This is a genomic window from Lysinibacillus sp. RC46 (assembly GCF_041262385.1).
Taxonomy (GTDB): Bacteria; Bacillota; Bacilli; order Bacillales_A; family Planococcaceae; genus Lysinibacillus.
The window spans coordinates 57,368-71,012 of the sequence record NZ_JBGCCF010000013.1 but is presented as its reverse complement, the minus strand read 5'-3'; the positions used below and the strand labels follow the sequence as shown (position 1 = coordinate 71,012).

At 37.3% G+C, this 13,645-nt stretch carries 12 protein-coding genes; 6 read left to right on the top strand and 6 right to left on the bottom strand.

The features are described from left to right. Positions 1-115: 115 nt before the first annotated feature. Positions 116-1,789, top strand: a complete 1,674-nt coding sequence (locus ABH966_RS13625) for a ribonuclease J (protein ID WP_370079254.1) — start codon at positions 116-118, stop codon at positions 1,787-1,789. 217 nt (positions 1,790-2,006) lie between these two features. Here the strand turns inward: ABH966_RS13625 and ABH966_RS13620 are convergent, their stop codons facing one another. Next, complete coding sequence (locus ABH966_RS13620) at positions 2,007-2,642, bottom strand: restriction endonuclease subunit S (protein ID WP_370079252.1); 636 nt, start codon at positions 2,640-2,642, stop codon at positions 2,007-2,009. A gap of 211 nt (positions 2,643-2,853) precedes the next feature. On the opposite strand from ABH966_RS13620, the gene ABH966_RS13615 reads away from it, so the two are divergent. Further along, positions 2,854-3,243 (top strand): helix-turn-helix domain-containing protein, encoded by a 390-nt coding sequence (locus tag ABH966_RS13615; RefSeq protein WP_142510121.1) that lies wholly within the window; start codon positions 2,854-2,856, stop codon positions 3,241-3,243. Between the two features lie 148 nt (positions 3,244-3,391). Here ABH966_RS13615 and ABH966_RS13610 read toward each other — a convergent pair whose 3' ends face one another. Then, positions 3,392-4,267 (bottom strand): radical SAM/SPASM domain-containing protein, encoded by an 876-nt coding sequence (locus ABH966_RS13610; RefSeq protein WP_370079250.1) that lies wholly within the window; start codon positions 4,265-4,267, stop codon positions 3,392-3,394. A gap of 187 nt (positions 4,268-4,454) precedes the next feature. On the opposite strand from ABH966_RS13610, the gene ABH966_RS13605 reads away from it, so the two are divergent. Together ABH966_RS13605 and ABH966_RS13600 are read left to right on the top strand one after the other, a co-directional pair. Further along, complete coding sequence (locus tag ABH966_RS13605) at positions 4,455-4,592, top strand: hypothetical protein (RefSeq protein WP_370079248.1); 138 nt, start codon at positions 4,455-4,457, stop codon at positions 4,590-4,592. A 163-nt stretch (positions 4,593-4,755) separates the two neighbouring features. Then, a complete protein-coding gene (locus ABH966_RS13600) occupies positions 4,756-5,031 on the top strand; it encodes a hypothetical protein (protein ID WP_370079246.1) in 276 nt (91 codons plus the stop codon). Between the two features lie 198 nt (positions 5,032-5,229). Here the strand turns inward: ABH966_RS13600 and ABH966_RS13595 are convergent, their stop codons facing one another. The 4 genes from ABH966_RS13595 to ABH966_RS13580 all read right to left on the bottom strand — a co-directional run bounded on the left by ABH966_RS13595 (position 5,230) and on the right by ABH966_RS13580 (position 10,261). Then, positions 5,230-6,627, bottom strand: coding sequence for a SpoVR family protein (locus ABH966_RS13595; RefSeq protein WP_370079371.1), 1,398 nt, complete (start codon positions 6,625-6,627; stop codon positions 5,230-5,232). A 33-nt stretch (positions 6,628-6,660) separates the two neighbouring features. Beyond that, positions 6,661-7,818, bottom strand: coding sequence for a sporulation protein YhbH (yhbH, locus tag ABH966_RS13590; protein ID WP_370079244.1), 1,158 nt, complete (start codon positions 7,816-7,818; stop codon positions 6,661-6,663). A gap of 158 nt (positions 7,819-7,976) precedes the next feature. After that, complete coding sequence (locus tag ABH966_RS13585; RefSeq protein ID WP_370079369.1) at positions 7,977-9,872, bottom strand: PrkA family serine protein kinase; 1,896 nt, start codon at positions 9,870-9,872, stop codon at positions 7,977-7,979. Between the two features lie 113 nt (positions 9,873-9,985). Then, complete coding sequence (locus ABH966_RS13580; protein ID WP_370079242.1) at positions 9,986-10,261, bottom strand: hypothetical protein; 276 nt, start codon at positions 10,259-10,261, stop codon at positions 9,986-9,988. A 276-nt stretch (positions 10,262-10,537) separates the two neighbouring features. On the opposite strand from ABH966_RS13580, the gene ABH966_RS13575 reads away from it, so the two are divergent. Together ABH966_RS13575 and ABH966_RS13570 are read left to right on the top strand one after the other, a co-directional pair. Then, complete coding sequence (locus ABH966_RS13575) at positions 10,538-11,536, top strand: M23 family metallopeptidase (protein ID WP_370079240.1); 999 nt, start codon at positions 10,538-10,540, stop codon at positions 11,534-11,536. A gap of 340 nt (positions 11,537-11,876) precedes the next feature. Further along, positions 11,877-13,571, top strand: coding sequence for a methyl-accepting chemotaxis protein (locus ABH966_RS13570; protein WP_370079238.1), 1,695 nt, complete (start codon positions 11,877-11,879; stop codon positions 13,569-13,571). Positions 13,572-13,645: the final 74 nt, after the last annotated feature.

Genomic DNA, 13,645 nt, shown 5'->3' with positions numbered 1-13,645 from the left:
ATATTAATGCTTAACCTAAAATTGTCTTTTCGTATAGGATGAAACGCTTAAAGCTATACTACTAATGCTGAATTTTCATTAAAGGAACATACTGAAAAATTAGGAGGGAATAGGCTTGTCCACAAAAGACAATATGTTATCGATTTTCGCCTTAGGTGGCATTAATGAGATTGGAAAAAATATGTATGTAGTACAGTATGGGAATGATATTTTAATTATCGACTGTGGCGCTAAATTTCCAGACGAAAGCCTACTAGGTATCGATTTAATAATTCCTGATATTACGTACCTACTGGAAAATAAAGAAAAAATCAAAGCATTAATTGTAACACATGGACATGAGGATCATATCGGCGGTATCCCTTATCTGTTAAAAAAAATAAATGTCCCTATTTATGCAACACGCTTTACTCTTGGTTTAATCGAGCTAAAGTTGAAAGAACATAAGCTTTTAAGAGAGACTGAGTTAATTGAAATTCGTTCTGATTCATCATTAAATTTCGGACAAGTTGATGTTGGTTTCTTTAGAACAAACCATAGTATACCTGATTGCTTAGGAATCGTTATGAATACACCTGAAGGCAATATAGTACACACCGGAGATTTTAAATTTGATTTAACGCCTGTCAATAATCAGTTTGCAGATATTCATAAAATGTCTGAGATAGGATCAGAAGGCGTATTAGTACTTATCTCTGAAAGTACGAATGCCGAACGACCTGGTTTAACTCCTTCAGAGAAGCTTGTCGGTAGTCATATAGAAGATGCATTTTTACATGCTGAGCGTAAAATCGTTATCTCTACTTTCGCTTCTAATGTTAATCGCATACAGCAAATTGTAGATGCAACGATTACTACAAATAGAAAACTTGCATTACTTGGGCGGAGTATGGTGAATGTTGTAGATGTTGCGCTTGAGCGAGGCTATTTAAACATTCCAGAGGATATGTTAATAGATGCACGTGAGGTGAAATATCTTCCTCCCGAAGAGGTTGTTGTATTATGTACGGGTAGTCAGGGTGAGCCATTAGCTGCACTCTCTCGCTTAGCAAATGGAAATCATCGTGAAGTCAAAATTTTACCTGATGACACAGTTATTTTAGCTTCATCCCCTATTCCAGGGAATGAAAAGGGTGTATCACGGATCGTTGATAATTTGTTCCAGCTAGGTGCGAAGGTTATTTATGGCTCGGCCAGTCATACCGGTATGCACGTTTCAGGTCATGGCTACCAGGAAGATTTAAAACTAATGCTGACGCTAATGAAGCCCAAATTTTTCATTCCGATTCATGGTGAATTCCGTATGTTACATCAGCACCGTTTGTTAGCTGAGTCCGTTGGTGTCAAAAGAGGGCATACGTTTATTATGAAAAACGGGGATGTTGTTGATATTGAAAATGCAATGGCTAGGCAAACACGTAAAATTCCTTCAGGTGATACGTATGTCGACGGTATCGGTATCGGTGAAGTCGAAGGAATTGTTTTACGAGATCGCAAACAGCTATCAGAAGACGGTATGCTCGTTATCGTTATAACACTTAATAAAATAGATGGTGCCTTTATTTCAGAACCGGATACAATTTCGCGGGGCTTTGTTTATGCCAAAGACTTTGAGGAGCTTTTAACGAAAGTAAATATTCTCGTCAAAGAAACGGTAAATGAGCTTCAGGAAGAAAGTAAGCAGCCAATCCATGTCTTAAAAAGAGAAATCAAAAGAGCTGTCGGTCAATATCTATTTACACAAACAAAAAGAAAACCAATGATTTTACCTATAATTATCGAAATTTAACTTCTTTCAGCAGATGTCCCAACATCCGCTGAAAGAAGTTAAAGCCTCCGGCGGATGTCACGGAATCGGAAAGGAGTTCTTTGTGCAAGTACAAAGCCGATTCCGGACGCAATTATGCCGAGGCATAATTGATAAAAGTCGGTGTAAGGGGTTTTTGCCTTTACACCGACTAAATTCATTTTATCCGATTCCAGTGCGGATGAAGAACCTTTTTACTTTATTTAAGCTCACCCTTAAAAATTTTATGTAGCATTATATTGTAAATATGCTGAGCCCGATTAAACCCATGTTGTAAATTTTGTGAGTGATTTTCTATTTGCATTGAAAAATTGTTAAAATGCTGTGGTAGCCCCTCTACTGCTATCATCAAAGACTCTTTATTTTTTAATAAAAGATGAATCTTATTTAAAATTTGCACCTTTCTGTGTTGGTTATCTATCATCGGAATATCAATGGATATATGGTACAAATGATGCCATTCTTTATTAATTTGATACCATCTGAGAAAGTGTAATAAATAATCACTTAAAATAATTGTTTCATTTGGAATAATAGCGACGATATCGTTTGCAATACATGTTTCAGTTTCGCATTGATAAATATATTTATTTGTTTCCTTCAAATTAGCTTTAGTAAGAATGATGGTTTTAGCTGGTACTGGTGCACACTTAAAATGTTTTTTAAATGTATTATTAACTTTTGGTAATTGTTCAATATCACCATTTAGCATTAACTTTTTTAAATTTTCTGCTGTAATTAGGGGTACTCCGACGTTTGTAAAATACTTTTTCTTCGGTACTATTTTCCCCTCTTCTATTTTAGCAACTTCATCTAATCGATAACGCTTTACCATGCCTGAATCCTCCAATCCTCAACTTAATTAGTTATACCCTAAAACAAGCTACTGGAATCATCAACACTATTTTTCATAAGTCTTTTTTCTCAATAAAAACTTACTACCAATCATTGTACCATTTTAATGTAACATTAACTCTATTATACCACTATAATGGTATAGGCATTTTTAATGTTTTTCACTAGCTTTTTACATAGAGGTGAATCATATGTCAGACTTTTTAAAGCTAGTAGGCGAACAACTCCGTATTATTAGGGTTTCCAAGGGGCTTAGTCAGGAAGAAGTAGCAGAAAAAACGGGGAAACTAGGTTTTAGTAAAGGACGAATCTCAAACATTGAACACGGGCAATCTAATATTACATTAAGCACTTTAGAAACACTGATGAAAGCATTAGATATTGCACCTGAGGAGCTTTTTAATTTTCAAAAATTATCTGGTGTTACTGATATTGAAGAAAAGAACCTTGTGCTTGATATACATCGTTCAGTATTAAGGGAGCGCAATTTAGACGAAGTGAAATACGTAGTACGTATTACGAAGGATTTTTTAGATACTATTGATTCACAATCAAAGAAAAACAGCTCCAATAGTCAATGACGTTGGAGCTGTTTGACGGCTAACTACAAATTATTTTATCAAATGTCATCCAAAATTTTTGATGATGAACCTGTTCTATCCTGGTGGCATGCCATTGTTTTAACCATATAAAAAATCCATTTAGTCTACAACCAAATGGATCTTTCTATTACATTCCAAACTTTTGACGATAGCCACATTTTCTGCATAGCTCTTCTACTGCTTCTCTACGTGAAAATCCGTCGATAATATTATTTGCACGTTCTCCTTGAACAATGTCTGTAAAGGATTTCTCATTCACATTCCCCAAATTAATAACGCCCTCACCATCAAGACAGCAAGGCACTACTGTACCATCCACTAAAATAGCGGCTTGGCTTCGTAGGGCATGACAAAAACCTTTGCCTTCATCCTCCGGCTCCAGTAAGCTTGGCCACTTGAATTCATGATCTTGATTTAAATAAATATTATTAGCAATCTTTACACCTTTACCGGGCTGCACTTTTTCTTCGATGCGATAATCAAGATTATATTCATTTTCTAGAATTTCAAGCGTTTCACGATTTCTTCGTGCCGCAATATCCGTTACACTATCCTTTTGTAAATTCCATAAACGATATGAAATAATCGTATTATAGTCTCTCGAAGCACGCACAAAATCTAATATATCCCCTAAATATTTCTCACGATTTTCCGATCCCTCATGACCGTCGAAACTATGCAAAGAAAAATTGATTTGACGTAAGGCTGGTTTCCCTAGTATCTTTTCACGATTCTTTTTAATTAGCGTACCGTTCGTTGTAATGTTAACTTTAAAACCTTTCTCATGTGCTGCATCAAGTAATTGATCAATACGTGGGTGTAAAAGCGGCTCTCCTTTTACATGCAAATAAATATATTTCGTATGAGGACGTATTTCATCCAATATTTTATTAAATTGTTCTACTTTAATAAGTCCCTTTGCACGAGCAGTTGGCGGACAAAAGCTACATGCTAAATTACAGACACTCGTTATTTCTATATAAACCTTTTTAAATGTTCTCAACGTTGATTCACCGTTCCAGTTCTTCTTATATTCAAATCCTATTCATTTTATCAAATTTTACGATAAGGAACAGTTTTTCAGTCTCCATCCCCTCACATTATTTATACATCTTAGGGCTACATGAACAAGTAAGCTAGAGAAAAGTTAATAACTTAATAGTAATGCTAAAATGAAGGAGGTGAAAATTATGCCTGATAATGAACATTCAAAGGATTCATCTAAAAATCATATTACCATCCATCTTACTATTAATATTGGCAATAAAGAAATCCATTTTGAACAAAGGGCTGAAGGTGGCGGACCAATCAATTTCGCCTTGGCGTAATTGCGTCCGGATTTTGAATTGTGCCCGCACAATTCATTCCTTTGAAAATCCGTGACATCCGCCGGAGGCTTTATCTTCATTCAGGAGGTGTTTGAACATCCATTGAAAAGGAATCACATCCGCATTCATCTCACCATCTTCATAGGTGAGAATCTTCTCCTGAATGAAGATAAATAAGGATGTAGGTACTAATGCCAACCAAGGAGGTCAAAATGCCATACACGGCAGTACTAGAAATATTAACTCCCAATTCGCCGATGGAAACGGTAGAAGCGGTATTGCAAGTGACGATAATGATGAAGCTGGCGGACAACAAGGCATAAAAGTAAAAGACAGTAGAGTGATCGACAGCGATATCCATTCATCTTCGAATCATAGTGAAAGTAGTGAAGATGAAAATGAGTCCTCTCCATTGTTAGAGGGAAATAACAACGAATAAAGTTTATTGGGATCATCGAACATCCCCATGAAGCTTTGCTCTGTGCGAAAGCGAAGCGGCAGCAACAAAGCGCCCAGTCGGAACGGAAATCATGGCGATGAACCTTTATTCTGAACTGCAAAAAACTTCTATCTGTAGGGGTATTTTATACCAACAGATAGAAGTTTTTGTTTTGATTATCCACCAAGGAACCATGTCTCACACATTGCGTTTATAATTTTTTGTACCATCATATGAATAAAGCATTGGCTTTCCATCCACATTTGTTTCTAGATGTACAGGACGACCCCATAGCTGATAAATATATGGCAAAACGTTTTCTAAGTAGTGTGGATCGAGCTCCATTCCCTCGTAGCCATGTACTAAATAGAGCTCTCCGTTACGAAGGTAATCTCCGTTTTTAACGACGATATATGGGAATCCCCCGTTTACACGCATCGATACGAGCTGATCTCGAACCATTTCATGCTCCTTATCTGTAATACGGTATTCACTGCCCTTTTTCTGGAACAAATAAAGATCTTCACGTCTTGCTAAATCCTTCGTCAAATAGTTACGGATAAAGGATATATCCGACTCTATCTCTCTAACCTCAAACATTTTCTCTCGACCTGAGTTTGGCTGAACATCTAGCTTTCTCATCTCTTCCGTTGGATGATTATAGCGGTTCTCAATATCCTCGAAAATTTTCACACCAAGGTAATAAGGATTAATGGATGTTTTTGAAGGCTGCACAACACCTGCATTTAATTTCGCATATTCAATCGTTTCCGCTGTTGTTAACTTAAGCTCACGCATGATGCGTTGGTGCCAAAAGGAAGCCCAGCCCTCATTCATTATTTTTGTCTCTAATTGTGGCCAAAAATAAAGCATTTCCTCACGCATCATCGTTAATATATCTCGCTGCCAGTCCTCGAGCTCCCGACTATGCTCCTCTAAAAATAGCAATAAATCTTTTTCTGGCTTTGGTGGGAAGTGCTTTATTTTTCGCCTTACCGATCTATACTCTTTTTCCTTATCGTCTAAACGCCAGAGATCATCATACGGTGATTTTGCTTGATGAATTTCCTCCTCAAGTTCATCCTCCGTATTCCAAGACAATTTTGGTCGTAAAAGGGAAGGATCGATATGCTCCTGAATCGCTAAAACCGCATCTAAAAACTGTTCGACCTCTTCCTTTCCATATTCTCTTTCATAGCCAGCTATCCGTTCAGCTGTTGCAGTCATACTCTCCACCATATCTCTTCTAGTATTGGAGAAGCGTACATTATTTTTAAAGAAATCGCAGTGTGCCAATACATGCGCAATAATCAATTTATTTTGTGTTAACGTATTGTTATCTAGTAAAAATGCATAACATGGGTTTGAGTTAATCACTAGCTCATAGATTTGACTTAGCCCTAAATCATATTGAAGCTTCATTTTGTGGAATTGTTTACCGAAGCTCCAATGTGAAAATCGAGTAGGCATACCATATGCGCCAAATGTATAAATAATATCTGCCGGACAAATTTCATAGCGCATTGGAAAGAAATCTAAGCCAAAGCTTGAGGCAATTTCTGTAATTTCATCAATTGCTCGTTCAAGTTCGTTCATCTCCACTTTTCTGCCCCCTCCTTTGAACATGATTTAAGATTCATTTTTTTTGAAAAAGCTCTTTAAGGCATCGTACACATCGCCTTTTTTTCTCAAAATATGATATCTAAATTTAGGGTCATCTATTTTTTTGTAAGTGTACATAAGTGTAGAGAAGCGGTTATGCTGATTGACTTCACCATATCCAAACATGCTCGATACATCCATTAACTCTCCCACTAGCTTCAAGCACTTTTCATTATCCATCGATATATTTTCACCATCTGAAAAATGTACTGGATAAATATTATAGCGAGCAGGATTATACTTTTCCCGAATTAGTTCCAATGCTTTTATATAGGCAGATGAACAAATCGTTCCACCGCTTTCTCCCTTCGTAAAAAACTCCTCTTCTGTCACTACTTTTGCCTCGGTATGATGCGCAATAAATTCAATTTCCACTGTCTCATACTTGGAGCGCAAAAATTTTGTCATCCAAAAGAAGAAACTTCTTGCGCAATATTTTTCGAAGGAGCCCATCGAGCCACTTGTATCCATCATAGCAAGGACCACTGCCTTCGATTCAGGTTTTTCCACTTCGTCCCACGTTTTAAAACGCAGATCATCATTATGAATCGGCGTAATTTCTGCTTTTCCTTGAATAGCATTACGCTTTAGCGCATTAAGGATTGTGCGCTTTTTATCGACATTTCCCATTAAACCTTTTTTCCGAATATCGTTAAACTCAATTTTTTCCGTCTTAATATCCGCTTTTTCTTTCTGCTGTAGGTTTGGTAGCTCAAGCTCGTTAAATAACACATTTTGAACCTCTTCAATGCTTACTTCAGCTTCATAATAATCCTGACCTGGCTTGTCACCAGCTTCTTTTCCTTGACCATTAGCCTGATTGCCTCTGCTGGGATCACGCGCAACCACATCACCTACATTACTGTCTCCTTGACCTTGCCCAACATGTTTGGAGTTATCATAGTTATATCGAATTTTATATTCATCAAGTGAACGTATAGGTATTTTAATTACCTCGCGACCATTGGACATGACAATGCTTTCTTCACTAACTAAATCCGGTAAATTATTCTTAATCGCATCTTTTACTTTTTCCATATGCCGTTGCTGGTCCTGGTGCCCTTTACGATGGAGGGACCAATTTTCCTGAGAAATGGCAAAACGTTTATTTTCGTTTTCAGTCATTTTTATCCTCACCCATCTATCAAATTCGCTTTTTCTATACTATGCTAGTCATTCGCTTTCTTGAACTTATATGAAGATAAAAGGAGTGCCCTAAAATGGGACACTCCTATTCATTCCTATCAATAGTCTTATAGTTTCCACTGAATAGGTTAAAGCCACTAACGATTTAACAGACTACCTACATACTGCAATAATTCATTAGCAGACGTTGTATTATAGCCATGCTCATCAACAAGTCTTGCTACAACCTCATTAATCTTCTTCAGCTGTGATTCATCCGGCATTTTTGAAGATGTTGTAATTTTCACGACATCCTTAAGATCCGCAAATAGTTTCTTCTGTATTGCTTCTCGTAATCTTTCATGAGAATTATAGTCAAAACGCTTACCTTTTCGAGCATAAGCAGAAATACGAATTAATATCTCCTCACGGAATGCCTTTTTCGCATTTTCCGAAATACCTATTTGTTCTTCAATAGAGCGCATTAATTTTTCATCAGGATTCATTTCCTCACCAGTCAATGGATCGAAAATTTTATTTTTATTACAAAACGCCTCTACATTATCGAGGTAATTATTCATCAATGTTTTTGCAGACTCTTCATACGAATAAACAAATGCTTTTTGCACTTCATTTTTGGCAATTTCATCATACTCTCTTCGAGCAACTGCAATATAGTTCATATATTTTTCTCGATCTTCCTGAGAAATGGAAGCATGCTGGTCAAGCCCATCCTTTAGTGCACGCAGAACATCTAACGCATTAATAGATGGTATCTCTTTTCGAATAATTGCAGAAGAAATACGATTAATAATATATCGTGGATCTATACCGTTCATGCCTTCGTTCGGAAACTCTTTTTTAAGCTCCTCTAAGTCAACGGAATTAAATCCCTCCACATTTTCTCCGTCGTACAGTCGCATTTTTTTTATAAGATCCACACCTTGTTTTTTCGGTACTTCTAGTCTTGTTAGAACCGAAAAGATTGCTGCGGCCTTCAATGCATGCGGCGCAATATGAACATGTGACATATCGCTTTCTTTAATCATTTTTTCGTAAATCAATTCTTCCTGACTAACTTTTAAGTTATACGGAATCGGCATGACAATAATACGTGAATGTAACGCCTCATTCTTTTTATTTGAAATAAATGAACGATACTCTGTTTCGTTCGTATGCGCAACAATTAATTCATCTGCACTAATTAATGCAAATCGACCTGCTTTAAAATTACCTTCCTGTGTTAAAGATAATAAATTCCACAAGAATTTTTCATCGAGCTTTAACATTTCTTGGAACTCCATCATACCTCTGTTTGCCTTATTTAACTCCCCGTCAAAGCGATAAGCACGGGGGTCAGATTCTGAACCAAATTCTCCGATTGTTGAGAAATCAATACTACCTGTTAAATCTGCAATATCCTGTGATTTTGGATCTGATGGCGTAAATGTTCCTATGCCCACACGTTTGTCTTCAGAAAAAGTAATACGTTCAATCATTACATTTTCAATACGTCCATCGTACTCCTTTTCAAGACGCATCGTATTTAAAGGCGATAAGCTTCCTTCAATTCGTATACCATACTCCTCAAAAAATTCATTACGCAAATGATGTGGAATTAAATGTAGAGGATCCTCATGCATTGGACATCCCTTAATTGCGAAAACTGCACCCTCATCTGTTCTCGAAAATTGTTCGAGTCCACGTTTCAACAAGGTCACTATCGTTGATTTACCACCACTTACTGGTCCCATTAATAACAAAATACGTTTTCTAACATCCAATCTTCGCGCTGCTGGATGGAAATATTCCTCCACCAGTCTTTCAATGGCTGTTTCAAGCCCAAAAATTTCTTGCCCAAAAAATTCATACATTTTTTGCCCATCGCGTTCCTCTACACCAGCATTTTTCACCATATTGTAGACGCGTGAATGGGCTGTTTGAGCAACTTCAGGTCTTTCCTTGATGATGTTTAAGTAATCTGCAAATGTACCTTCCCACTTTAGCCGATTTTCTTCTTCGCGATAGCTTTTCACTTTATCTAAAATGTTGATAGCCTTCCCTCCATTCAGGGCTTGATTTATAACATAGTATGAAGGAAATGGCATTATGATACCCAATACTTTTTCTTTGTTGAAGTTTCTTCTTATTGCCTATAATTTTTTTCCTACAGAATAAAGGAATTCAAAGTCAAACAAAAAGAATGTTTTAAACTTACTCGTTTCACCTGACGTTTTATTGTTTCATCACCAAAGTTAGGATGACATTTGTTAAAAGATACTACTTGAGAATAAGTTGATTGAAGTGGAGACTGGGCGACTCCTTGGGGATTAGCGTCACAGATGAGACCCTGGAGCGAGCGCATAGGGGAACGAAGGCTAAAACCATCACGTCCTGTGATAACGCCTTCGTGACCAACATCGCGTTGCCCCAAGCGGCTCATCGGACGCCCCCAGGAAGCTCTGCCCTGTAGCGAAAGCAAAGCGTCAGCTACAAATGTTTTATCTGTGCGAAAGCGAAGCGGCAGCAACAAATGTTTTATCTGTGCGAAAGCGAAGCGGTAGCAACAAAGCGCCCAGTCGGAACGGAAATCAACCTACGCTATGTGCCCGTTTTTATCACAAAAAATTGCTCATTTCTACCGCTTCATTTTCCCACAAAAAGTGCTGAATGAAGATAAAAAATTCGGTTATTCTAACGTTAGAAAGGAGGTCCACTATTGAATCGCCATTTTATATTCCTTTTATCATGGATGTTATTATGGAGTTTTACTCTCCCCTCTGTTGCTTTAGCAAAAGAAGAACCCACCCAAGAAGAAATTGTGCAACAACGTATGGCCTATTACGTACAATTTGATGAATTACTTATCCCATGGCATTTCTTAGCAGCCATTGACCAATATGAACGAAATTTACAATCCGTTCGCAAAGATATTCCGAAACGGGATGGTATCATTGCCATTCAATTTTCTGATGAATATTGGTCAGGTGCTTTAAATCCTGTACGAGATGATACTCGTCCAGAAACAATTAGTTACTTTGGCGGGATGGGCCTAGATGGCAATAGTGACGGAGTTGCCAGCCCAAAGGATGATGCCGATATAATTTTCTCCATGGCTACATTTTTAAGTAAATTCGGAACAACTGATGAGGACTTTAAATTAGCTTTATGGGAATATTACGGAAGTGAACAAGCCGTAAATCAAATCTTCGCCATTTCCAAAATGTATAGTCATTTCAAAACAACTGAGCTCGATGCCCACACATTCCCAATTCCTACTAATTACGATTACAGTTATCGGAGTACATGGGGAGACAATAGGGGCTGGGGTGGACGCCGTATTCATGAAGGAACAGATATTTTCGCTAGCTATGGTACTCCCGTACTTTCTACCTCTTATGGAGTAGTGGAAATAAAAGGGTGGAACCAATTTGGTGGTTGGCGCATAGGAATTCGTGATAATCATAACTCATATCATTATTATGCCCATCTCGGTAGTTATAATAAGAAGATTAAAGTAGGCGACTTTGTCGAGCCTGGAACTGTTCTCGGTTATGTTGGTAGTTCTGGCTACGGTAAAGAAGGAACGTCCGGAAAATTCCCGCCTCATCTTCACTATGGCATTTATAAGTTCAATGGACGTACAGAATGGGCATTTGATCCATATCCATCACTACTACAATGGGAACGACTAGCTAAAAAAGCAAAACAACAATAATCAATTACGACTCGGCTGAAAAATGGCGAGGTGAAGATGTGTTTTCTTTTCAGTGGGTGTTCAAACACCAAATATTTAGAGCGCTTGGTGCACTTGTGCAGCAAGTGCTTTTTCTCAAGTAGGAAAAAATACATAAAAATATTAAAAAAACTTCACAATTGCATATTAGACAATATATTTTTAACTACCTACCCCATTAACACCAAAATATTATTGTACTAAAAAACTATTTTTCATTTTTCCATTAAAAGGGCTTATTTATGTAAAGATTTAGTTATAAAATAATATTTGTACTATAACAATTATATTTTAGAGACCATTTAGCAAAGGGTGGGAAAAGATGAAAGGTATTTTTCAGTTTAAAACACTTAAAGCTCGAATATTAAGTGCATTTATTCTTTTATTAGTACTAGTTGTTTGTTATACAACCTATAGCTACATTTCTAATAATAAGATGGAAAAACAAGCAGAAGGTTTAGTGAAAGAAGATTTACAAGTCTTAACTGCAAGTAAGAATCTAGCAATGTCTATGAGTGTTCGTCTCTCTGCAGCTTTAAGTTATGTTGTATCAGGTGATGAAAAATACATAGAAACTTTTAATGAATATCGTCAAATTGCTGAGGAAAGTAATAGTATAGTTGAAAAATACGAAAATACGCCTGAGCGTGCGGCACTAGTAGAAATGGCACGTACATGGAGCAATCGCGTAAATACCGAAGTATTCGATGTTTATAAAAAAGGGGATAGAGAATTAGCATTAAAAAATTTAACAGCTATCAATAATCTCGTAACCGAAGTTCGTGTTGGTTATGAAGAATTGGCCGATAAACGCTCCGATGCCATTACTAAGGTAGGAGATGACGTAGTCTCTACCAGTTTAAGCAATAAAACAGTCGGACTGATTGTTAGCATAGTATTGATAATCGCAGGTGTCCTAATCGCTATTGTCACTGCTAGAGATATTTCTAAGCCTATTACGATTGTCTCAAAGCGCATGAGCGAATTAGCGGATGGCCATTTGCAACATGAACTACTTCCAATAACTCATCGTGATGAGATTGGTCAATTAATGATTTCCGCCAATGAAATGAATGAAAAATTAAAACAAACGATTAGCTCAATCTATATTGTTTCCGAAACAGTAGCAGCTAGTAGCGAAGAGCTGGCCCAATCTTCGAATGAAGTGCAATCAGGTACAGAACAAATTACCGTGACTATGCAGGAGTTAGCCTCTGGCACAGAATCACAAGCATCTACAGCAGGTGATTTAGCCGAAACAATGTCTTCTTTCCAGCGTAGCATTCATGAAACAACACAGGAAGGCGTTAAATTAAAAGAACATTCAAGTCATGTACAAGAACTAACAACAACTGGTAAAGACTTAATGATACAATCAACACAACAAATGGCAGCTATTAATGAGATTGTGTTAAATTCAGTGAAAAAAGTTGAAGGCTTAAATGTGCAGTCTGCTGAAATTTCCAAGCTTGTTTCTGTCATCGATGATATTTCAAATCAAACAAATTTACTTGCCTTAAACGCTGCCATCGAAGCAGCTCGTGCAGGAGAGCATGGTAAAGGTTTTGCAGTTGTAGCCGATGAAGTTCGGAAGCTAGCAGAACAAGTACAATTCTCTGTCACTGATATTTCAACAATCGTCAACCGTATTCAAGGAGAAACTGGCAATGTAACAACCGCTCTGCAATCCGGCTATGAAGAAGTAAAAAGAGGAAACGCCCAACTAAATCAAACAAATGAAACATTTGACCAAATTTCGAAAGCCGTTGAAGAAATGATTCTTAACATAAATACCATCTCAGGTAATTTAAATAAAGTCGCTCAAAATTCCGAGTCTATCAACGTCTCTGTTGATGAAATGGCTTCTATTTCTCAAGAGTCTGCGGCTGGTGTAGAACAAACAACAGCAACTGTAGAGGAAACTGCCGCTACTATGGAGGAAATTTCAAGGAGTGCAAATCAACTCGCTGGTATGGCTGAAGAGCTAAATATCCAATTACAGCAGTTTAAAATTTAAAGTTCGGTTCGGATTCTTAATTTGGAGAACGTGGCGTGTTGGGTCTCTAACGGAGATTTCTTTGGTACCCCGAG

Bases quoted from the DNA above. Each gene is read 5' to 3' on its own strand.
- ABH966_RS13620 (WP_370079252.1), bottom strand. From the start codon at position 2,642: ATGGTAAAGCGTTATCGATTAGATGAAGTTGCTAAAATAGAAGAGGGG.
- ABH966_RS13615 (WP_142510121.1), top strand. From the start codon at position 2,854: ATGTCAGACTTTTTAAAGCTAGTAGGCGAACAACTCCGTATTATTAGG.
- ABH966_RS13605 (WP_370079248.1), top strand. From the start codon at position 4,455: ATGCCTGATAATGAACATTCAAAGGATTCATCTAAAAATCATATTACC.
- ABH966_RS13600 (WP_370079246.1), top strand. From the start codon at position 4,756: ATGAAGATAAATAAGGATGTAGGTACTAATGCCAACCAAGGAGGTCAA.
- ABH966_RS13595 (WP_370079371.1), bottom strand. From the start codon at position 6,627: ATGAACGAACTTGAACGAGCAATTGATGAAATTACAGAAATTGCCTCA.
- yhbH (WP_370079244.1), bottom strand. From the start codon at position 7,818: ATGACTGAAAACGAAAATAAACGTTTTGCCATTTCTCAGGAAAATTGG.
- ABH966_RS13580 (WP_370079242.1), bottom strand. From the start codon at position 10,261: ATGAGCCGCTTGGGGCAACGCGATGTTGGTCACGAAGGCGTTATCACA.
- ABH966_RS13570 (WP_370079238.1), top strand. From the start codon at position 11,877: ATGAAAGGTATTTTTCAGTTTAAAACACTTAAAGCTCGAATATTAAGT.